Here is a 21,357-nt window from a genome sequence, read left to right as displayed (position 1 = left end):
TAGCCGACCCGAGCGACCACCATGACCGCATGCGTTATGTCGTTACCGGCGGTACCGGGTTTATTGGGCGGCGGGCGGTGTCGCGTCTGCTGGAGACCAGGCCGGATGCGCAGGTGTGGGTGCTGGTGCGCCGCGCCTCGCTGGGCCGCTTCGAAGCCCTCGCCTCTCCGCACGGCCAGGCGTGGGGCGAACGGGTCAAACCGCTGGTCGGCGACCTGACAGCGGAGAATCTCGGGCTGAACGACACGGTGCTCGCCGAACTCGGCGACATCGACCATGTGCTGCACTGCGCGGCCATCTACGACATCACCGCCGGCGCGGCCGAGCAGCAGGCGGCCAACGTCGAGGGCACTCGCGCGGTGATCGGACTGGCAAAGCGACTCGACGCCACCTTGTCGCACGTGTCGTCGATCGCGGTGGCCGGCAACTACGCCGGCGAGTTCACCGAAGACGACTTCGACATCGGCCAGGAGCTGCCGACCCCCTATCACCAGACCAAGTTCGAGGCCGAAGCGCTGGTGCGCTCGACACCGGGACTGCGCTACCGGGTGTACCGCCCGGCGGTGGTGGTGGGCGATTCCCGCACCGGCGAGATGGACAAGGTCGACGGGCCGTACTACTTCTTTCCGCTGCTGGCCAAGCTGGCGGCCCTGCCCCGGCTCACCCCGATGGCGCTGCCCCACACCGGACGCACCAACGTCGTTCCGGTCGACTACGTCGCCGATGCGCTGATCGAGCTGATGCACGCCGAGGGGTACGACGGGCGCACCTTCCACCTCACCGCACCGCGATCCATCGGGCTGCCCGACATCTACCGGGCCGTCGCTCGCGAAGCCGGGCTTCCGCCGCTGCGCGCCACGCTGCCCGGTTCCGTGGCGGCGCCGGTGCTCAATGTCCGCGGACGAGCCCGGGTGTGGCGCAACATGATGGCCACCCAGCTGGGTCTACCCGCCGAGGTGCTCGACCTGGTGAACCTGCGGCCGACGTTCGTCGCCGACGCCACCCGCGCGGCGCTGCAGGGCACGGGCGTTCGGCTACCCGAGTTCGCCGACTACGCGCCGAGACTGTGGCGGTACTGGGCGGCGCACCTGGATCCCGACCGGGCCCGCCGCGACGATCCGGCCGGGCCGCTGGTCGGGCGGCACGTCATCATCACCGGGGCCTCCAGCGGCATCGGCCGGGCCTCGGCGGTCGCCGTGGCCGAGCGCGGCGGCACGGTCTTCGCGCTGGCCCGCAGTGGCTCGGCGCTCGACGAGCTGGTGGCCGAGATCCGAGCCGCCGGTGGGCAGGCGTATGCGTTCACTTGTGACGTCACCGACTCGGCGTCGGTGGAGCACACCGTCAAGGACATCCTGGGCCGGTTCGAGCACGTCGACTACCTGGTGAACAACGCCGGCCGGTCGATCCGCCGCTCGGTGACCAACTCCACCGACCGGCTACACGACTACGAACGCACGATGGCGGTCAACTACTTCGGTGCGGTGCGGATGGTGCTGGCCTTGCTACCGCACTGGCGGGAACGGCGATTCGGCCACGTCGTCAACGTCTCCAGCGAAGGGGTGCTGGCCAACAGCCCCCGCTACAGCGCGTACGTGCCCACCAAGGCGGCGCTGGACGCGTTCGCCGACGTGGTGTCGACCGAGACGCTGTCGGACCACATCACGTTCACCACCATCCATATGCCGCTGGTGGCCACTCCGATGATCGCGCCGTCGCGAAAGCATCTGCCGGTCGGGGCGATCAGCGCCGAGCACGCGGCGGCCATGGTGGTGCGTGGCCTGGTAGAGAAGCCGGACCGGATCGACACCCCGCTGGGCACCCTGGCCGAGACCGGCAACTACATCACCCCCGGGCTGGCGCGCCGGGTTCTGCACCAGGTCTACCTGGGCTACCCCGACTCGCCCGCGGCGCGCGGTGTGGCGCCCAGTGACACCGTTGCAGCCGTTGCGCCCGTTGCGGCGCGACCGGCTCGGCGCCGCCCGAAGCGGCCGGTACGGGCGATCACCCGGGTGCGGGTGCCCCGCCCGGTCAAGCGGGCGGTGCGGTTGGTTCCGGGCGTGTACTGGTGAACCTGCGCCCGTGACGCCGCCCGTCTTCGCCGACTTCGACACCGGCGTCGACGACGCGGTCGCGCTGGTGTACCTGCTGTCCAGCCCGGAGGCCGAACTTGTCGGGATCGCGGCAACCGGCGGAAACGTTGCGGTGCAGCAGGTCTGCCGCAACAACCTGGCCCTGTTGGAGCTGTGCGGGGCATCCGGAGTCCCGGTGTCCCAGGGCGCCGACGCGCCGCTGAACGGCCCGGTCCACACCGCGGAGACTCTGCACGGGCCCCAGGGACTGGGATATGCCGAATTGCCGCCCGGCACCGGGCAGCTCACCGGATACGACGCCGCCGCGGCCTGGGTCGCCGCCGCGCGGGAACATCCGGGGCAGCTGATCGGGTTGGCCACCGGCCCGCTGACCAACCTGGCATTGACGCTGCGAGCCGAACCCGCACTGCCCACGCTGGTGCGTCGGCTGGTGATCATGGGCGGCGCCTTCGAAGGCGAGCGGTCCGGCTGGGCCGAGTTCAACATCGGATTCGACCCGGAGGCAGCCGCTGAGGTGTTCACGGCGTGGGGAGCGGTTGCGCCGCAACGGCTCCCGATCGTGTGCGGTCTGGATCTGACCCGACATATCGCGATCACGCCGGCGATCCTGGCGCGGCTGGCCGCGCCGGCTGACAACCCGGTGGTTCAGCGAGGCTCGACGAAGGAGAGGCGAAGCTGGAACCGCCGCATGAACCCGGTGGTCCGGATGCTGAACGACGCGCTGCGGTTCTATTTCGAGGCACACGAGGCGCGGGGCCACGGCTACCTGGCGTATCTGCACGACCCGCTGGCCGCGGCGGTCGCACTGGAACCCGAACTGGTGACGACCCGCCCGGCTGCACTCAGGGTCGAGCTCGCGCCCGGGGCGGCGCGCGGGCGGACGATCCCCGACTGGGACGCGCGCCATCCCAACGCGCTGATCGGCGTCGGAGTCGACCCGGCGGTGTTCTTCGACCGGTTCGTGCAGCGGGTCGGCGCATTCGCCGGCCGGCTGGGCTGATAGCCCGGTTCACTCGTACACCCCCTCCAGATACCACCGCCGCAGCCGATAGCACAGCAACAGCGCCTGGCCGGGCGCTGCGCTCCCCGGCGAGTCCTCCAGCAGCGCCTGAACCCGGGCGGTGCGCCCCGATCCCGGCCCCTCCCGCTGCGGGTCCCACCAGCGTTCGTCGACCGACCAGGGCCCGGCCCACCAGCGCAGCCGGTCGTCGCGGCCCCGGGCGACCAGCCACGCCGGGTCGGCGGAGAAGAGTCCACGGCCGGTCACCCGGATCGGATTGCGTTCGGCGTCAAGCAGTTCCACCGGGTCGTCGAGTAGTACCGCCGGCGAGGGTTCGGGGAGCCGGCCGGGCCACGGCTGGCGCGGGTCAGCCATCGGCACCGGCTCATCCCCCAGCGGGGTCAGGGTGATGCGCTCCGCGGGGCCGCGGCCGCCGGAGAGCACCGGCACCCGCACCGCTTCGGGGCCGAGCAGGCCCTGCACCCGTACCAGGGCGCGGCGGGCACGCAACCGGTCTTCCTCGCCCAGACCGCCCCACAGCGGTAGCTGCAGCGCCTCGGTCGCCGAGAGCACCTCCACCGGCTCCAGCCGCAACAGCGTCACCGGGCCGGTGGGCCGGTCTCCGGCTACGCGGCTGTTCAGCCAGCCGTCGAGCTGCCAGCGCACCCGATCCGCGGTGGCGTCCTCGGTCAACGGCTCGGCGCACCGCCACACCCGGGTCAGCTCTTCCCCGGTTTCGGTGACGGCGTGAATGGCCAGCCGGGTGCACCCGACCCCGGCGGCCATCAGCGTGCGGTGCAGCACACCGGCCAGCGAGCGGCCGGCGAACGCCGCGGCGTCGACCCGGTCGATCGGCGGATCGCAGTGCAGCTCGGCATCGAGATCCGGCGTGGGCTCCCGCCCGGACGGCCCACGTTCCGGCTCGGCGCGGGCGAACCGGTGCGCGGTGAGCGCGTCGGGACCGAACCGCGAGGTGACATCCGGGCGTGGTAGCGCAGCGAATTGCCCGATGGTCCGAATACCCAAGCGCCACAACAGGTCGATCAGGCCGTCACGTCCGGGTCCGGACAGGCTGGGCTCGGCGGCCAGCTGCCGGATCGACAGCCCGGACAGGAATCGGGCGTCTCCCCCGGGTGGCACCACGGCGCCGGCACGTGCGGCGAGCACCGCGGTGGAGAGCCCGCCGGCGATCCCGACCTGGCATTCGACATCGGCCGCGGCCACTGCGTCGACGAGACGTTCGGCGGCTTGCTCCTCGGAGCCGAAGGCCCGCACCGCACCGCGCACCGACACCACCAGCAGTCCGGGCCGCAACACCTCGGCGGCCGGTATCAGGTCGTCGACCGCAGCCAGGACCGGCTCGAACAGCCGGGCGTCGCGATCGGTGTCGGCGGCCACCACATGCAGTGCCGGGCAGCGGGCCGCCGCTTCTCGGCGCCGCAGCCCGCGCCGCACCCCCGCCGCACGGGCGCCCGCAGAACAGGCGATCACCCGGTTGGCCAGGGTGACCGCAACCGGCGCGGTGGCCGGCAATCCCGCCGCGGCCGCCGCGGCGACCGCGGGCCAGTCCATGCACCAGAGCGCCAGTACTCGAGGGTCGGCCATGAGAAGGCTCGCTACCCGGCTCTGGTTCGCCCGGCCGCGCGTCCGGCGGCCCGCACCTCGAGCCGCACCGCGCCGATCCGCCCAAAGCCGGAGATGGCGCCGCAGCCCGTCATCTTGTCGCCTATGGTCTCGTAGCCGCTCACCCGGGCGTCCAGCTGCAGCGCCGTGCCCTGCCAGGTGCCGCCGGAGACCAGCAGGGCGCAGCCACGGTGGCGGGCGCGGGCCAGCACCACCCGGGTGCGCGCCGGCGGCACCGATCGGCCGCCCAGGCCGAGCACCACCAGGTCCATGCCGTCCATCAGCACCGTGGCCACCTCCACCGGGTCGTTGCCGGGGTCGGGGATCACCGCGAGCCGGCTCAGGTCGGCGCCCATCTCGGAGGCGGCCAGCAGCCCGAGGTCCGGTTGACCGACGATGGCCGTGTTGCCGCCGGCCGCCGTCACCGTGGCCACCATGTTCAGCATCAGTGAGCGGGCCCCCGAGAGCACCGCCACCGTGCCGCGCGGCAGTCCGGCGGGCAACACCCCGGCCAGCAGCGACGGGACCGGCAGCGCTGCCTCGAAAACCGGGGCCGCCGCGGCCGACGGTGCGGACCCCCGCCGGCCCGCACCCACCTTGCCCGACACTGCCGCCATCTGCCGACGCAGCTGTTCCAGCTGGTCGGCGCGATTTCCTCCGGAGTTATGACGTTGCCCCAAGTCCACCGCCGCCGTCATGATCGCCTCCGGAAAAACTCGCATATGTTCGAAACTATGTTCGATTGACCCCGAGTGAACACTCCCCCACCGACAACCGTCAAGCCGGATCTCCCGGCGGCGCAACAACGGCCTCGCGCGCCCCATCAGCACCGCGCCAAAGGCCGCCAGACCGAAGGGTTGGTACACAGTTCAAAATATGTAACACTGTTCCGCATGACCCAGTCCGTGGAGACCGACGCGGCTACCGATGTGCTCCCGTTGGGACCGCAGTCCCTGGTATGGCGCTACTTCGGCGACAACCGGATGTTCTTGATCGGGCCGCGGCCCGCCGTGCTGCAGAACATGCTCGCCGAGCTCGGCCAGGGCGTGCTGGACCACTCGGTGTTCTTCACCGACACCGCCGCCCGCGTCAAACGTTCGCTGCCGCCGATCTTCATGACCGTCTACGGCGCCGAGTCCGACAACCCCGGCCAACAGGTGCGCGACTTCCACGTCAACATCAAGGGCACGATGCCGGACGGAAACCGGTACCACGCCCTGGATCCCGAGACCTACTTCTGGGCGCACGCCACCTTCGTCGAGCAGGTGCTGTACTTCGCCGACACCTTCGTCAAGCGGCTGACCCCCGCCGAGAAGGAGCGGATCTACCTCGAATCGAAGACCTGGTATCGCCGCTACGGTGTCAGCGACCGGGCGATGCCGGCCGACTACGCCGAGTTCGAGCGCTACTGGAATCGGATGCTGGACAAGGTTCTCGTCGACCACCCGACCGCCAAGTACGGCGTCGGCTATGTCACCAAGGGCTTCCCCTGCCCCAAGGGGGTGCCGCCGACGCTGTGGCGGGCGATCGCGACAGTCTTCAATCCGCTCGCGGCGTTTCTCACCACCGGCGGCATGCCGCCGAGCACCCGCGCCCAACTGGGTCTGCCATGGAGTGATCGACAGGAACGGCGCTATCAGCGGTTCGCCGCGGTCTGCCGGTCACGGCCGGTCAACTGGGCGTGGGATCATTTGCCGATGCGACTGCGCTACAACAAATTCGCCTATGCCGGCTACACCCGGGTCTGACCCGGCGACCACCGCCATCCTCGATGCCGCGGTCGTCGAGTTCGAGCAGCACGGCTTCCGGCGGGTCGCGCTCGACGACGTCGCTCGCCGCGCCGGAGTCAGCCGCACCACCATCTACCGCCGGTTCGCCGGCCGCGACGAGCTGGTCGCCGCGGTCATCGACCGGGAGAACGCCGCGCTCTACGCCGATATCGCCGCCGAGCTGAAAAACTCTGGCGCCCAGTCGAACTACTATGTCGAGGCATTCACCTCCGCGATCATGCAGTTCCGCCGGCATCGAGTGCTCAACCGGATGATCACCGATGAGCCGGCGCTGGCGCTGGAGCTCTCCCGACAGCACTACGGTGCGATCGTGGACCGGATGTCCGAAGCCCTGCAGGTGATCTTCCCGGCCGGGTTCGCCGAGCGCATCGGCCCGCAGGTGGTCACCGAATTGGCCGACACCATCCTGCGATACGCGGCGATGGCACTGTTATTGCCGTCGCGCGACCCGCTGGATTCCGTCGAAGACATCCGCACGTTCGCGACCGTGCATTTCCTGCCCAGTCTTCCCGCGGCGCTGCGCAGCATGCCGGTGTAGGGACAGCACGCCCGTCAGAGCGCCGCGGCGGCAACCCCCATCGAGGCGGCCACCTCAGGCATGTACCGCTCCGCGAGCACAGTGGCGATAGCCTCGATCTCAGCGGACAGCGGATACATGTGGCGATATTGCAGCACCTGTTTGCCGATCAGCCCGAGCCGCTCGGTGAACGTCGGCGTACGGCCCGGATCCAGCAACGGGCTGTTGAACGGGGCGCAGTCGGAGCGCTGAAACTCGAAAGCGGCGCTGATCCGCGGCGCGGCTCCCAGGCGGCTGCCGCGCCCACCCCAATGCAGCACTGCCTGGTTCCAGGCGAACATGGTGCCGGCCGTGGCGGGCAGCGCCCGAATGTCCTGCAGATTGTGGACGATCGCGTTGTCCGGCCCGTCCCATCGCCGCTGAACAAAACGATCATCGAGATGGGCGGGCAGCATGTACATGCATCCGTTGAGCGTGGTGGCATCGGTGAACGGGAGCCACACGGTCAGTGTCCGGGGCGAGTTGTCGCCGTCGAGGGTGTTGATCAACTTGTCCCGATGTGGTCCCCAGCCGATGGAGTTGTCGCTGGGGTTGACGTGCCAGACCCAGAAGTCGGGCAACGCCCGATAGCCCTCACCCATCACGCTGGCGAGGAACTCCGAAAGTCCCTGGAAAGCCAGCCACAACTCGTCGTAGACGAAGGCGAAAGCCAGCGGGATTCCTCGTTGGTACAGCGTCGACACACCCGTGCGAATGGGGGCGACGACCGCTTCCGGGAAGGCGTCGGGGACCTGGACGTAGCCCTCGCGCTTCAAGTTGGCCAGCTGGGTATCGAGCTCGCCGACCGCCGCCGATGGGCGGGCGCCCCCGGCTTCTATCGACATCCCCGGGCACAGTTGCGCCCAGAATTCGCGACGCGCAACGTCGGCCGCCGAAAGCGCAGCGATCATCGTGACTACTCCCACTCAATAGTGCCGGGTGGTTTGCTGGTGACATCCAACACTACGCGGTTGACCTCGGGAACCTCATTGGTTATCCGAGTTGAGATCCGCTCCAGCACTTCGTAGGGCACCCGGGTCCAGTCGGCGGTCATGGCGTCCTCACTGGACACCGGCCGCAGCACGACCGGATGGCCGTAGGTGCGGCCGTCGCCCTGCACACCCACCGACCGGACATCGGCCAGCAGCACCACCGGGCACTGCCAGATCTGGTGGTCCAGACCGGCTGCGGTCAACTCCTCGCGGGCTATCGCGTCGGCCTGACGCAGCGTCGCCAGCCGCGGGCCGGTGACCTCGCCGACGATCCGGATGCCCAGCCCGGGGCCCGGGAACGGTTGGCGGGCAACGATCTCCTCCGGCAGTCCCAACTCGCGCCCGACCGCGCGCACCTCGTCTTTGAACAGCAGCCGCAGCGGTTCGACGAGGCTGAACTTCAGGTCGTCGGGCAACCCGCCGACGTTGTGGTGACTCTTGATGTTCGCGGTGCCGGCGCCCCCACCGGATTCCACCACGTCCGGATACAGCGTGCCCTGCACCAGGAACTCGACATCGTGGTCTCCCAAGGTGTCTCGCACCGCACCCTCGAAAGCCCGGATGAACTGGCGCCCGATGATCTTTCGTTTGCCCTCGGGATCGGACACCCCCGACAGCGCGTCGAGGAAGACCGCTTCGGCGTCTACAGTGACCAGCTTCGCGCCGGTGGCGGAGACGAAGTCGTTCTGCACCTGCTCGCGTTCCCCGGCGCGCAGCAGCCCATGGTCGACGAACACACACGTCAGCCGGTCACCGATGGCGCGCTGCACCAGCGCCGCGGCCACCGCGGAGTCCACGCCGCCGGACAGTCCGCAGATGGCGTGGCCGTCGCCGATCTGTTCGCGCACCTGCTCGATCAGCGCCTCGGCGATGCTGGCGGGCGTCCAGGCGGCGTCGATGCCGGCGAACTCATGCAGGAACCGGCTGAGCACCCGCTGCCCGTAGGGGGTGTGGATCACCTCGGGGTGGTACTGCACCCCGGCCAGCCGGCGGGCGCGGTTCTCGAACGCGGCCACCGGGGCACCCGCGGTGCCGGCCACCACGGTGAACCCGTCCGGCGCAACGGTCACGGCGTCGCCGTGGCTCATCCACACCGGCTGGGTGCCCGGCAGGCCCGAGTGGAGTTCTCCGCCGGTCACCGTCAGTTCGGTGCGGCCGTACTCACTGGTCCCGGTGTGCTCGACGGTGCCGCCGAGCGCGGCGGCCATGGCCTGGAAGCCGTAGCAGATGCCGAACACCGGAATGTCGAGGTCGAACAGCGCCGGATCGAGCCGCGGGGCGCCCTCGGCGTAGACGCTGGCCGGCCCGCCGGACAGCACGATCGCCAGTGGATCACGGGCTTTGATCTCTTCGACGGTCGCGGTGTGCGGGACCACCTCGGAGAACACCCGTGCCTCGCGGACCCGGCGGGCGATCAATTGGGCGTACTGCGCGCCGAAGTCGATGACCAAGACGGGGCGAGACGATGGTGACGACACCGCAAAGAGTCTAGTGGCGGCAAAAGTCGGCCGGACCAACGGCGGGCATGGTGAAGTAGAGGCACACCGCCCCAGAAGAAGGAGAACATGTGCTGGGTCTGCCCGAAACGGTGCGTGCCTGCCTGTTCGACCTCGACGGAGTGCTCACTGACACCGCAAGCGTGCACACTCGCGCCTGGAAGGCCATGTTCGATGCCTACCTGTCGGCGCGCGCCGAACTCACCGGCGAACCGTTCGTGCCGTTCGACCCGGAAGACGATTACCGGCGCTTCGTCGACGGCCGGAAACGCGACGACGGGGTGCGCTCATTTCTGGCCAGCCGCGGCATCACGCTGCCCGACGGTGCCGACGACGACCCGCCCGACGCCGAAACCGTGCACGGTCTGGGCAACCGCAAGAACCAGGCGTTCCAGGTGACACTGCAGGCCGACGGGGTGGAGGTGTTCGAGGGGTCCCGGCGCTACCTGGCGGCGGTCACCGGCGCCGGCCTGGCCACCGCGGTGGTGTCGGCCAGCGCCAACGCCGGTGAAGTCCTGGCGCGCACCGGTCTGGACAAGTTCATCGGCGAGCGAGTCGACGGCGTGACGCTGCGCACCGAACACATCGCGGGCAAGCCCGCACCGGATTCGTTCCTGCGGGCGGCGCAGCTGCTCGGTGTCGCCCCCGCCGCGGCCGCAGTGTTCGAGGATGCGCTCGCAGGCGTGGCGGCCGGTCGAGCCGGCGGGTTCGGCTTCGTGGTGGGCGTCGACCGGGTGGGCCAGCGCGATGACCTGCTGAGCCACGGCGCCGACGTCGTCGTCACCGATCTGGAGGAACTGTTGTGAAAGCGGGCCAATGATCGCAGACGATTACTTTCCGATCGAACCGTGGCAGATTCGCGAAACCCACCTCGACCTGGATCTGCTCGGGCAGACCGAGTCCCTGTTCGCGCTGTCCAACGGACACATCGGCCTGCGCGGCAACCTCGACGAGGGCGAACCGTACGGTCTGCCCGGCACCTACCTGAACTCGTTCTACGAGGTGCGTCCGCTGCCGCATGCCGAGTCCGGATTCGGCTACCCGCAGGCCGGGCAGACCGTCGTCGACGTGACCAACGGCAAGATCATCCGGCTGGTGGTCGACGACGAACCGTTGGACGTCCGCTACGGCGAGTTGATCGACCACGAGCGCATCCTCGACATGCGGGCAGGCACCCTGACCCGCCGCGTGCACTGGCGCTCACCGGCGGGAAAACAGGTCAAAGTGCACTCGACCCGGCTGGTGTCGCTGGCTCTCCGCAGTGTCGCGGCCATCGAATACGTCGTCGAGGCCATCGACGAATTCGTCCGTGTGACAGTGCAATCCGAGCTGGTCGCCAACGAGGACCAGCCGCCGACCTCCGACGACCCGCGGGTTGCGGCGATCCTGGAGAACCCGCTGGAGGCCGTCGAACGCGAGAACACCAACACCGGCGCGGTGCTGGTGCATCGCACCCGCGCAAGCCAACTGATGATGGCCGCGGCCATGGATCACGAGGTCGACGTACCCGGCCGGGTTCAGGTCAACACCATGACGATCCCGGACGTGGCGGCGACCACCGTGGTGTGCGGCCTGCGTCCCGGGCAAAAGCTGCGGATCGTCAAGTACCTGGCCTACGGGTGGTCCAGCGAACGGTCGCGGCCCGCGCTGCGCGACCAGGCCATCGCTGCGCTGACCGGCGCCCGCTACAGCGGCTGGCAGGGGCTGCTGGAGGCCCAACGGGCCTACCTCGACGAGTTCTGGGACGGTGCCGACGTCGAGGTCCACGGCGACCCGGACTGCCAGCAGGCGGTCCGCTTCGCACTGTTCCACCTACTGCAGGCCAGTGCCCGCGCCGAACGCCGCGCGATCCCCAGCAAGGGTCTGACCGGCACCGGTTATGACGGCCATACCTTCTGGGACAGCGAGAGTTTCATCCTGCCGGTGCTGATCTACACCGCTCCGCACGCCGCGGCCGACGCGCTGCGCTGGCGGGCCACCACGCTCGATCTCGCGCGCGGGCGTGCCACCGAGCTGGGGCTGTCCGGGGCGGCCTTCCCCTGGCGGACGATCCGCGGCCAGGAGTGCTCCGGGTACTGGCCGGCGGGCACCGCGGCCTGGCACATCAACGCCGATATCGCGGCGGCGTTCGAGCAGTACCGGGTGGTCACCGGCGACACCACCGTGGAGCAGGAGTGCGGGCTGGCGGTGCTGATCGAGACCGCGCGGCTCTGGCGGTCGCTGGGACACCACGACCGGCACGGGGTGTGGCACCTGTACGGGGTCACCGGCCCCGACGAATACACCGCGATCGTCCGGGACAACGTCTTCACCAACCTGATGGCCGCCCACAATCTGCATACCGCCGCCGAGGCATGTGCCCGCCACCCCGATGCCGCCCACGAGCTGGGGGTCACCACCGAGGAGATGGCCGGCTGGCGACATGCGGCCGACGCGGCGCACATCCCCTACGACGAGGAACTCGGGGTGCATCCGCAGTGCGACGGTTTCACCACGGCCGCGGAATGGGACTTCGACACCCGCAACACCTACCCGCTGCTGCTCAACGAACCCTATGTGCGGCTGTATCCGGCTCAGGTGGTCAAGCAGGCCGATCTGCTGCTGGCCATGCAGTGGCGCAGCCATGCGTTCACCGACGAGCAGAAGGCGCGCAACGTCGACTACTACGAGCGGCGCACGGTGCGGGACTCGTCGCTGTCGGCGTGCACCCAGGCGGTGATGTGCGCCGAGGTGGGGCACTTGGAGTTGGCCCACGACTACACCTATGAGACGGCGTTCGTCGACCTGCGCGATCTGCACGACAACACCCGCGACGGCCTGCATATGGCGGCGCTGGCCGGGACCTGGCTCTCCCTGGTGGCCGGGTTCGGCGGCCTGCGTGACGACGCCGGCGTGCTGTCACTGGATCCCGCGCTGCCGGACGGGATCTCACGGCTACGGTTCCGGTTGCGCTGGCGGGGTTTTCGGGTGACGGTAGACGCCAACCACAAAGAGGTCACCTACACGCTGCGCGACGGCCCCGACGGTCGGCTGACGATCAACCATGCCGGGGAGGAAATCGAACTGAGCACACAGTCGCCGACGACGCTGCCGGCCCGCCGGCGTGAACCGCTGCTGCCCACCCCGACGCAGCCGCCCGGCCGCGAACCGAAGCACCGCCGGGATGTCGCGCGCTAGGAGCCTCAGCGCATCTTCGCCGACCAGCGCAGGGCGCCGTCAGCTTGGCGGCCCGCTGATCCGCTCCAGCTGTGCGGCCACCTCCGCACGCAGCTCCTCGCCGGTCAGCTTCTCCAGACCGGCCGCCGAGCGCAGGAACGGCTCGAACAGCCACCATCCGAGTTGCAGCGCAACGGCGTTCGCGACGGCCAGCCGGGCGGTCGGCTCGTCGTGACGGGAGCGCTGCTGGTCCAGCAGCCGCTCGATCGCGGGAAACCGGCTCTGTAACTGCCCCACCGGATAGCCGTCGAGCAGTGCGCGGGCCATCACCCGCAGCTGCCGGTCGGCCACCGGTTCCACCTGATCGGCGGGGGCCCCGGCCTCCAGCAGCACGGTGAGCTCGCCGCCGAGGTGGTCGAGCACGGCACCCACCAGCCGATCCTTGGCGCCGAAATGGCGGAACACCAAGCCGTGGTTGACCTTGGCCCGCGCAGCGATGTCCCGGATCGACGTGGCGGCTGGTCCGCGTTCGGCGAACAGCTCGGCGGCGGCCGCCAGGATCGCCGCAGACACCTCTTCCCTGCCGACCGGGGTCGCGGCCCGCCGCTCGGTTGCCGAGTCTGTAGTCATGTGACTACACTAGCGCACACATCGTGTAGTCACTTGACTACGGATGATCTGAAAGGACAACCCGATGACCGTTCCCCCGCTCTCCATCACCCGGCTCGGCAGCCGCATCGGCGCCCGCGTCGACGGCGTGCGCCTCGGCGGTGACCTCGACCAGGCCATGGTCGACGAAATCCACCAGGCGCTGCTGCGCCACAAGGTGCTGTTCTTCCAGGGCCAGCACCACCTCGACGACGACTCCCAGCACGCGTTCGCCACGCTGCTGGGCAACCCGGTCGCCCACCCGACGCTGCACCGCGACGACGCGCCGCTCATCACCCCGATCGACTCCGAGTACGCCAAGGCCAACCGCTGGCACACCGACGTCACGTTCGTACCCGACTATCCGGCGGCGTCGATCCTGCGGGCGGTCACCCTGCCCAGCTACGGCGGGTCCACCCTCTGGGCGTCCACGGCGGCCGCCTACGACGCACTGCCCGAACCGCTGAAGCGGCTCACCGAGAACCTGCGAGCGCTGCACAGCAACCGTTTCGACTACGCCCTGGGCGGCGCCGTCGCGGTTCCCGACGAGGTCCGCGCCATGGCGGTGCGGTTCCAGATGCCCGACCTGCGCACCGAGCACCCGGTAGTACGGGTGCACCCGGAGACCGGGGAACGCACACTGGTGGCGGGTGATTTCGTGCGCGGCTTCGTCGGCCTCGACGACCACGAGTCACGCGTACTGCTGGATCTACTGCAGCAGCGGATCACCTTGCCGGAGAATACCGTTCGACGGAGCTGGGAACCCGGCGACGTCGCTGTCTGGGACAACCGCGCCACCCAGCACCGCGCTGTTGCCGACTACGACGACCAGCACCGGGTGATGCACCGAGTCACGCTGGCCGGCGACGTCCCCGTCGACGTGCACGGAAACCCCAGCCGGGTGATCAGCGGCATTCCGCTGCAAACGCTCGCCGGCTGACACCCGCTGCGGACTCAGCCGACCGCGTCGGTGCGCTTGTCCGGCCAGCGCAGCGCGCCGAATGCGCCGCTGGGCACCGCCGGGTCGCGCGGGGCGATCGGGTCGAGGCGCCGGTAGGCCTCGCCCTGGGCCGGCCGCAGATCGGCTTCGCCCTTGTTGGGCCACAGCGACGCCGCGCGCTCGGCCTGCGCAGTGATCGACAGTGACGGGTTGACGCCGAGGTTGGCCGACACCGCCGCGCCGTCCATCACCGCCAGAGTCGGGTAGCCGTACACCCGCTGGTAGGGGTCGATGACGCCGTGCTCGGGGCTGTCACCGATCGCCGCCCCGCCCAGAAAGTGCGCGGTGAGTGGGATGTTGAACAGCTCGCCCCAGGTGCCGCCGGCCACCCCGTCGATCTTGGCGGCGATGCGGCGGGTGACCTCGTTGCCGACCGGGATCCAGCTCGGGTTCGGCTCGCCGTGACCCTGCTTGCTGGTGTAGCGGCGGATGCCCAGCTTGCCGCGTTTGGTGAAGGTGGTGATCGAGTTGTCCAGATGCTGCATGACCAGGGCGATCACGGTGCGCTCGCTCCAGTGCCGCGGGTTGAGCAACCGCAGGATGTGGCGGGGGTCTTCGCGGGCCTGGTCCAGCAGTTGGCGCCAACGTGGCACATCGGTTCCCTGCGGGCCGGAGCCATCGGTCATCAGGGTCTGCAACAGCCCCATGGCGTTGGAGCCCTTGCCGTAGCGGACCGGTTCGACGTGGGTGTCGGCGGTGGGGTGAATCGAGGAGGTGATCGCCACGCCGTGGGTCAGGTTCAGGTCCGGATTGACGTTCAATGTCGCCGCACCCACGATGGATTCGGAGTTGGTGCGGGTCAGCACGCCCAGTTTGTCGGACAGCTTGGGCAGCTTGCCTTTGTCGCGCATCTTGAACAGCAGCCGCTGGGTGTTGTAGGTGCCGGCCGCCAGGATCAGATACCGGGCGGTGAAAGTCTTGCGGTGCCGGCGCGCCCGCAAGCCGGTGCGCACCGTCGTCACCTGCCACAGCCCGTCGCCGCCCTGCTCGAACGCGGTCACGGTGGTCATCGGATGCACCTGCGCGCCAGACGATTCCGCCAGATACAGGTAGTTCTTCACCAGGGTGTTCTTGGCGCCCCAGCGACAGCCGGTCATGCACTCACCGCATTCGATGCAGCCGGTGCGGTTGGGCCCGGCGCCGCCGAAGAACGGGTCGGCGACGGTCTTGCCCGGCGTCTTGGCTCCGCTGGCGCCGTCCGGTCCGAAGAACACCCCGACCGGGGTGGCCACGAACGTGTCGCCGACCCCCATGTCATCGGCGACCTGCTTGACGATGCGGTCCGCGTCGGTGAATGTCGGGTTCTTGACCACACCGAGCATCCGCTGGGCCTGGTCGTAGTGCGGCATCAGCTCGGCGCGCCAGTCGGTGATGTGCGCCCACTGTTTGTCGGCGAAGAACGGCTCCGGCGGTACGTAGAGCGTGTTGGCGTAGTTCAGCGACCCGCCGCCGACCCCTGCGCCGGCCAGCACCATGACGTTGTTGAGCAGGTGGATGCGCTGGATGCCGTAGCAACCCAGCTTCGGCGCCCAGAGGAACTCGCGCAGGTGCCAGGAGTTCTTGGCGAAATCCTCGTCGGCGTATCGGCGTCCCGCTTCCAAAACGCCTACGCGATAGCCCTTCTCGGTCAGCCGCAGCGCGCTCACGCTGCCACCAAAACCCGAGCCGATGATGAGAACGTCGTAGTCCGGCTCCATAGCCAGCAAGTATGACCGTACTCAGCAGTAACTTGCTAGAAAGGCTGCCCTTACCTGGAGTCAGGAGCCGACGGTCAGCCCGACCTTCTGAAACTCCTTGAGGTCGCAGTAACCGGCCTTGGCCATCGAGCGACGCAGCCCGCCAACCAGGTTCAGCGAGCCGAACGGGTCGTCGGAGGGGCCCTCGAGCACCTGCGCCAGGCCGGGGCGCTCGCCGTAGGCGACCTGCATCAGCGCACCGCGCGGCAGGGACGGGTGGGCGGCGGCCGACGGCCAGAACCAGCCGTCGCCCTGCGCCTCGGCGGCGGCCGCCAGCGGCGTACCCAGCACCACCGCGTCGGCGCCGCAGGCGATCGCCTTGGCCAGATCCCCGGAGGTGTGGATGTCACCGTCGGCCAGCACGTGCACGTAGCGCCCGCCGGTCTCGTCCAGGTACTCGCGGCGCGCGGCGGCCGCGTCGGCGATCGCGGTGGCCATCGGCACCGAGATGCCCAGCACCTCATCGGAGGTGGTCACCCCGGAGGTGGAGCCGTAGCCGACGATCACCCCGGCCGCGCCGGTCCGCATCAGGTGCAGCGCGGTGCGGTGGTCGATCACCCCGCCGGCCACCACCGGGATGTCCAGCTCGGAGATGAAGGTCTTCAAGTTGAGCGGTTCCCCGGCCCCGTCGCGGTCCACGGCGACCCGCTCGGCGGAGATGATGGTGCCCTGGATGACCAGCAGGTCGACACCGGCAGCCACCAGTGCCGGGGTCAGCGCGGCGGCGTTCTGCGGGCTCACCCGCACCGCGGTGGTCACTCCGGCCTCGCTGATGCGCGCCACCGCGGCACCGAGCAGCTCGGGGTTCAGCGGCGCGGCGTGCAACTGCTGCAGCAGCCGGATCGCCGCCGACGGCTCGGGTTCTTTGGCGGCGGCCTCGGTGACCTGGGCGATCTTGGCCTCGACGTCGGCGTGCCGGCCGATCAGCCCTTCGCCGTTGAGCACACCCAGCCCGCCGAGCCGGCCCAGCTCGATGGCGAACTCCGGGGAGACCAGTGCGTCGGTGGGATGTGCCAGTACCGGCATCTCGAACCGGTAGGCATCCAGCTGCCAGGCCGTGGACACGTCCTTGGAGGAGCGGGTGCGCCGAGACGGCACGATGTTGATGTCGTCGAGTTCATAGGTGCGACGGGCGGTGCGGCCCATGCCGATCTCAACCATGTCACGCATGACGGGTCAGCCTCGTTTCTGTTTCGCTGCGCGAGAATGCCGGGACGAACGCCTGCTCAACGCACGTAGTAGTTGGGCGCTTCGACGGTCATGGTGATGTCGTGCGGGTGGCTTTCCTTCAAGCCCGCGGCGGTGATCCGCACGAACTGCGCCTGCTGCAGCGCCTCGATGGTGGCCGAACCGGTGTAGCCCATCGCGGCGCGCAGGCCGCCGGTGAGCTGGTGGATGACCGTGCTCAACGGGCCCCGGAACGGCACCCGGCCCTCGATGCCCTCGGGCACCAGCTTGTCCTCGGAGAGCGCGTCGTCCTGGAAGTAGCGGTCCTTGGAGTAGGACTTGGCTCCACCGCGGCCCTGCATGGCGCCCAGCGAACCCATCCCGCGGTAGCTCTTGAACTGCTTGCCGTTGACGAAGATCAGCTCGCCGGGCGACTCGGCGGTGCCGGCCAACAGTGAGCCGAGCATGGTGGTCGACGCGCCGGCGGCCAGCGCCTTGGCGATGTCACCGGAGTACTGCAGCCCGCCGTCGGCGATCACCGGCACACCGGCCGGTTGGCACACTGCCACGGCTTCCATGATGGCGGTGATCTGCGGGGCGCCCACCCCGGCGACCACCCGGGTGGTGCAGATCGAGCCGGGACCCACCCCGACCTTCACCGCGTCGGCGCCCGCTTCGACCAGCGCGGCGGCGCCACTGCGGGTGGCCACGTTGCCGCCGACCACGTCGACACGCTCCCCCACTTCGGCCTTGAGCTTGCCGACCATGTCCAGCACTCCCCGGTTGTGGGCGTGCGCGGTGTCCACGATCAGCACGTCGACCCCGGCGTCTACCAGCGTCATCGCCCGCACCCAGGCGTCGTCACCGACGCCGACGGCAGCGCCGACCAGCAGCCGGCCGTCGCTGTCCTTGGTGGCCAGCGGGTGCTGCTCGGTCTTGACGAAGTCCTTGACGGTGATCAGCCCGGTCAGCTTGCCGTGGCCGTCGACGATCGGCAGCTTCTCGATCTTGTGCCGGCGCAGCAGGCCCAGCGCGGCGTCGGCGGAGACACCCTCCTGCGCGGTGATCAGCGGCGCCTTGGTCATCACCTCGGCGACCGGCTTGTTCTGGTCGACCTCGAAACGCATGTCCCGGTTGGTGATGATCCCGACCAGGGAGCCGTTCTTGTCGACGACCGGCAGCCCGGAGATCCGGAAGCGGGCGCACAGCGCATCCACCTCGGCGAGGGTGTTCTCCGGCGTACAGGTGACCGGGTCGGTGACCATCCCGGCCTCGGATCGCTTGACGGTCTCCACCTGGCCGGCCTGCTCGGTGACGGGCAGATTGCGGTGCAGCACGCCCATACCGCCGGCGCGGGCCATCGCGATCGCCATTCGGGCCTCGGTGACGGTGTCCATCGCGGAACTGACCAACGGCACCTTGAGCGCGATGTTGCGGGTGAGCCGACTCGCGGTGTCGGCGGTGGCCGGCACCACGTCGGACGCTGCCGGAAGCAGCAGGACATCGTCGAAGGTCAGCCCCAGCATCGCGATCTTGGGAGACTGCCCGCCGAACGCACCACCGGCGTACACCGCATCGTCTTGCGGACCCATGGCATAGGACACCGTCAAAGGGTTGGCGTCACCAACGGACATCGGGAGCCTCCACTACGCAGCCGGGGTGAGAAGTCCATCCTAATCGCGGCGCGCGGAAGCTTTCGCCCGCCACCACCTTAGTCGCCGGGCGAGGTCCCGCGGCCTACCGCTGGCGTTCTGTCATGGCGACTGCGTACCCTGATGGGCGTGCGTGACCACCTGCCACCCGGTTTGCCACCCGACCCGTTTGCCGACGATCCGCATGACCCGTCCGCCGCGCTGGACGCCGTCGAACCTGGCCAGCCACTGGACCCGCAGGAGCGGACCGCAGTCGAGGCCGACCTCGCCGACCTGGCGGTCTACGAAGCCTTACTGGCACACCGGGGAATTCGCGGCCTGGTGGTGTGCTGCGACGACTGCCAGCAGGACCATTACCACGACTGGGACATGCTGCGCGCCAACCTGCTGCAGCTGCTCATCGACGGCACCGTCCGCCCGCACGAGCCGGCCTATGACCCGGAGCCGGACAGCTACGTGACGTGGGATTACTGCCGCGGCTACGCCGACGCGTCGCTCAACGGGGCGACCTCGGAAGCCGACGGCTACCGCTGATCAGGGCCTATGCCAGTTGCCGCCGCGGTGGCGCACCAGCTCGGCGGCCTCGTCACGCAGACCGCGTAGCTCTTCAGCCGTCCGCGTAGTGCTGCCGACATCGGCCAACATGCACGCCAGTGCCCATCGCAGCGGGATCAGCCCCAACCGGCCGGTGTCCTGTAGTGCGGCCTCGGCGACGTTGCGCGCTCGATCGACGTTCCCCGCGCAGCACAGCGCGCCGGCCAGCACCACCTGACTTTTCACCCGGTGGCGCACCATGACGTCGCTCGCGAGCTCGCACGCCTGCTCGGCATGGCGCACCGCGGTGGCTCCGTCGCCGGTGACCATCGCCAATTCTGCGGTCACCCAGTGCCGGCGGACCGCCAGGCGCGGCGGTGCGGCGGACGGCTCGGGCTCGGCCCGGGCCAGCAGTGCCGCCGACGCCGCGAAACGCCCGACTCCCAGGGCGTCGGCGGCCAACCCGACCAGTGCATCGGCATGGGCTTCGAACTCGTCGCCGGCCAGCGCCAGCGCCCGCCCGTCGAAGCCGCGAGCCGCGTCGTGCCCGCCGAGTTGGCGCAGGAACGAACCCCGGGTGCTGTATGCCAGGGAGGCCAGCGGGCCGGTCGGCACCTCGCGCACCAGCACCGCCAGATCAGTCGCAGCGCTGGCGTAGCGCCCCTGCCCGCCGGCCGCGACGGCGCGCAGCCACCGCTGCCGGGGCGTGGTGGCTTCGGGCAGGGGCCAGCGGCCGGGTTCATCCCCGAACGCGGCAGCCGCCAGGGCTGCTTTGGGGTCCTCAATCATCGCTGCGCGACGTTACGCGGTATCGCCGCGCCATAACCACTTCACAGAATGCGGAATAACATCCACTCTCACGGAATGTCCACCCGTTTAGGCCAGCCTTTCTTAACCATCACGTTGGTTTTACTTCAGATCGTTTAGTTACCGTCCCCTCGGCGCCGGAATTACAGCCGGCGCTGTTTTACGCGCACCACCCAGACACCGCTCGGCAGGCCGTATTCCCAAGATCGGCCGAACAGCGTCTTGAGAGGGGTTCCCATGCCACAGGTTGAGCAGTTGCCCGGCCGCAACGCGGACGTATGGGATTGGCAGCTCCGAGGAGCGTGTCGGGGGGTCGACTCGTCGGTGTTCTTCCCGCCCGACGGAGAGCGCGGCCGCGCCCGAGCACAGCGCGAACAGAACGCCAAGAAGTGGTGCCGCGCCTGCCCGGTGCTGGAACAGTGCCGGACGCACGCGCTCGCGGTAGGTGAGCCCTATGGCATCTGGGGCGGCATGTCCGAAGCCGAGCGGCACGCCGCGCTGCGCTGCAACCTGCGCCCCAGCGGCTGATTGCTTCCCGACCGGGCCGGCGGCGTCACATCCGCGGCCCAGTGGGTACCTGAGCAGCCCCCGGTTTCCCGGGGGCTGTTCGCCCACTACGGCGCCTCCCCCGGTGACGAGATCCTGCGTAGAGCAGCGTTGTCGCCGCTGAGTTGAGCTCGGACCGCTCGGTTCTGGCGATCACAGGCCGCTTGCGCCATTACGCTGCTCTTTCGGCAGTCCCGCGGAGCTGCGCGGGCAAGAAGGGCAAGGAGAGCACTGTGAAAAAGCACCTGCTATTCGGAACCGTCGCAGCAGGGTTCGCCGTGGGGTTCATCGGCGCACCCATCGCGAGCGCCGACGACGAGGGATTCCTCAATGAACTGCGTTCCCATGGGTTTCCGGGTCTGACGCTGGGAGACCAGCAGCTGCCCGACGGCGTGGTGGTGGCCAACGGCTGGATGGCCTGTAATCGGCTGCGGCTGGGCGAGAAGCCCGAACAGACGCTGGCCCAGGTGAATCCGAACGACGTCGAAACGGGACGCATGCTGATCAACGCCGCGCAGCATCACCTGTGCCCCGACACGCTCTGAGTAGTCCCGGCGCCCATCA

At 69.5% G+C, this 21,357-nt stretch carries 19 protein-coding genes; 10 read left to right on the top strand and 9 right to left on the bottom strand.

The features are described from left to right. Positions 1–29 precede the first annotated feature (29 nt). Positions 30–2,069 (top strand): SDR family oxidoreductase, encoded by a 2,040-nt coding sequence (locus tag ABW16_RS21260; RefSeq protein WP_047321184.1) that lies wholly within the window; start codon positions 30–32, stop codon positions 2,067–2,069. Between the two features lie 10 nt (positions 2,070–2,079). Further along, positions 2,080–3,090, top strand: coding sequence for a nucleoside hydrolase (locus tag ABW16_RS21255; protein WP_047321183.1), 1,011 nt, complete (start codon positions 2,080–2,082; stop codon positions 3,088–3,090). Positions 3,091–3,099: 9 nt separating this feature from the next. Here the strand turns inward: ABW16_RS21255 and ABW16_RS21250 are convergent, their stop codons facing one another. Beyond that, a complete protein-coding gene (locus tag ABW16_RS21250; protein WP_082134263.1) occupies positions 3,100–4,695 on the bottom strand; it encodes a DNA polymerase Y family protein in 1,596 nt (531 codons plus the stop codon). Positions 4,696–4,706: 11 nt separating this feature from the next. Continuing rightward, on the bottom strand, positions 4,707–5,411 hold the full coding sequence (locus tag ABW16_RS21245; protein WP_047321200.1) for a hypothetical protein: 705 nt from the start codon (positions 5,409–5,411) through the stop codon (positions 4,707–4,709). 195 nt (positions 5,412–5,606) lie between these two features. Between ABW16_RS21245 and ABW16_RS21240 the strand changes: the two genes are divergently transcribed. Beyond that, positions 5,607–6,461 carry an oxygenase MpaB family protein gene (locus tag ABW16_RS21240; RefSeq protein WP_047321181.1) on the top strand — a complete coding sequence of 285 codons (855 nt, stop codon included), beginning with the start codon at positions 5,607–5,609 and terminating at the stop codon, positions 6,459–6,461. Next, complete coding sequence (locus ABW16_RS21235) at positions 6,439–7,041, top strand: TetR/AcrR family transcriptional regulator (RefSeq protein ID WP_047321180.1); 603 nt, start codon at positions 6,439–6,441, stop codon at positions 7,039–7,041. Before ABW16_RS21240 ends, ABW16_RS21235 begins: the two co-directional genes overlap by 23 nt. Before the next feature lie 14 nt (positions 7,042–7,055). Here ABW16_RS21235 and ABW16_RS21230 read toward each other — a convergent pair whose 3' ends face one another. Together ABW16_RS21230 and guaA are read right to left on the bottom strand one after the other, a co-directional pair. Further along, positions 7,056–7,970, bottom strand: coding sequence for a phytanoyl-CoA dioxygenase family protein (locus ABW16_RS21230; protein WP_047321179.1), 915 nt, complete (start codon positions 7,968–7,970; stop codon positions 7,056–7,058). A 5-nt stretch (positions 7,971–7,975) separates the two neighbouring features. Further along, complete coding sequence (gene guaA, locus ABW16_RS21225; RefSeq protein ID WP_047321178.1) at positions 7,976–9,529, bottom strand: glutamine-hydrolyzing GMP synthase; 1,554 nt, start codon at positions 9,527–9,529, stop codon at positions 7,976–7,978. An 89-nt stretch (positions 9,530–9,618) separates the two neighbouring features. Between guaA and ABW16_RS21220 the strand changes: the two genes are divergently transcribed. Together ABW16_RS21220 and ABW16_RS21215 are read left to right on the top strand one after the other, a co-directional pair. Continuing rightward, positions 9,619–10,353 (top strand): beta-phosphoglucomutase family hydrolase, encoded by a 735-nt coding sequence (locus ABW16_RS21220; RefSeq protein WP_047321177.1) that lies wholly within the window; start codon positions 9,619–9,621, stop codon positions 10,351–10,353. Positions 10,354–10,363: 10 nt separating this feature from the next. Beyond that, on the top strand, positions 10,364–12,724 hold the full coding sequence (locus ABW16_RS21215; protein ID WP_047321176.1) for a glycoside hydrolase family 65 protein: 2,361 nt from the start codon (positions 10,364–10,366) through the stop codon (positions 12,722–12,724). Between the two features lie 39 nt (positions 12,725–12,763). Here ABW16_RS21215 and ABW16_RS21210 read toward each other — a convergent pair whose 3' ends face one another. After that, positions 12,764–13,333 carry a TetR/AcrR family transcriptional regulator gene (locus tag ABW16_RS21210; protein WP_047321175.1) on the bottom strand — a complete coding sequence of 190 codons (570 nt, stop codon included), beginning with the start codon at positions 13,331–13,333 and terminating at the stop codon, positions 12,764–12,766. 64 nt (positions 13,334–13,397) lie between these two features. On the opposite strand from ABW16_RS21210, the gene ABW16_RS21205 reads away from it, so the two are divergent. After that, a complete protein-coding gene (locus ABW16_RS21205) occupies positions 13,398–14,291 on the top strand; it encodes a TauD/TfdA dioxygenase family protein (protein ID WP_047321174.1) in 894 nt (297 codons plus the stop codon). Between the two features lie 14 nt (positions 14,292–14,305). Here ABW16_RS21205 and ABW16_RS21200 read toward each other — a convergent pair whose 3' ends face one another. Genes ABW16_RS21200 through guaB form a run of 3 tightly spaced genes read right to left on the bottom strand, consistent with a single transcriptional unit; the run spans position 14,306 to position 18,846 of the window. Continuing rightward, complete coding sequence (locus tag ABW16_RS21200; protein ID WP_047321173.1) at positions 14,306–16,048, bottom strand: GMC oxidoreductase; 1,743 nt, start codon at positions 16,046–16,048, stop codon at positions 14,306–14,308. A 60-nt stretch (positions 16,049–16,108) separates the two neighbouring features. Continuing rightward, positions 16,109–17,257 carry a GuaB3 family IMP dehydrogenase-related protein gene (locus tag ABW16_RS21195; RefSeq protein WP_047321172.1) on the bottom strand — a complete coding sequence of 383 codons (1,149 nt, stop codon included), beginning with the start codon at positions 17,255–17,257 and terminating at the stop codon, positions 16,109–16,111. A gap of 56 nt (positions 17,258–17,313) precedes the next feature. Next, entirely contained in the window at positions 17,314–18,846 is a 1,533-nt protein-coding gene (gene guaB, locus ABW16_RS21190) for an IMP dehydrogenase (RefSeq protein WP_047321171.1), read from the bottom strand. A gap of 189 nt (positions 18,847–19,035) precedes the next feature. On the opposite strand from guaB, the gene ABW16_RS21185 reads away from it, so the two are divergent. Next, positions 19,036–19,440: a DUF5319 domain-containing protein gene (locus ABW16_RS21185; protein WP_024440345.1), complete on the top strand. Its 405-nt coding sequence runs from the start codon at positions 19,036–19,038 to the stop codon at positions 19,438–19,440. On the opposite strand, the gene ABW16_RS21180 is transcribed toward ABW16_RS21185, so the two are convergent. Next, positions 19,441–20,229 (bottom strand): hypothetical protein, encoded by a 789-nt coding sequence (locus ABW16_RS21180; protein ID WP_047321170.1) that lies wholly within the window; start codon positions 20,227–20,229, stop codon positions 19,441–19,443. A gap of 255 nt (positions 20,230–20,484) precedes the next feature. Between ABW16_RS21180 and ABW16_RS21175 the strand changes: the two genes are divergently transcribed. Further along, positions 20,485–20,775: a WhiB family transcriptional regulator gene (locus ABW16_RS21175; protein ID WP_047321169.1), complete on the top strand. Its 291-nt coding sequence runs from the start codon at positions 20,485–20,487 to the stop codon at positions 20,773–20,775. Positions 20,776–21,026: 251 nt separating this feature from the next. Continuing rightward, complete coding sequence (locus ABW16_RS21170) at positions 21,027–21,338, top strand: DUF732 domain-containing protein (protein WP_047321168.1); 312 nt, start codon at positions 21,027–21,029, stop codon at positions 21,336–21,338. Positions 21,339–21,357 lie beyond the last annotated feature (19 nt).

The sequence above is a fragment of the Mycolicibacter heraklionensis genome (assembly GCF_001021505.1).
Taxonomy (GTDB): Bacteria; Actinomycetota; Actinomycetes; order Mycobacteriales; family Mycobacteriaceae; genus Mycobacterium; species Mycobacterium heraklionense.
The sequence above is the reverse complement of the archived record's forward strand: the minus strand, read 5'-3'. Positions and strand labels throughout refer to the sequence as shown.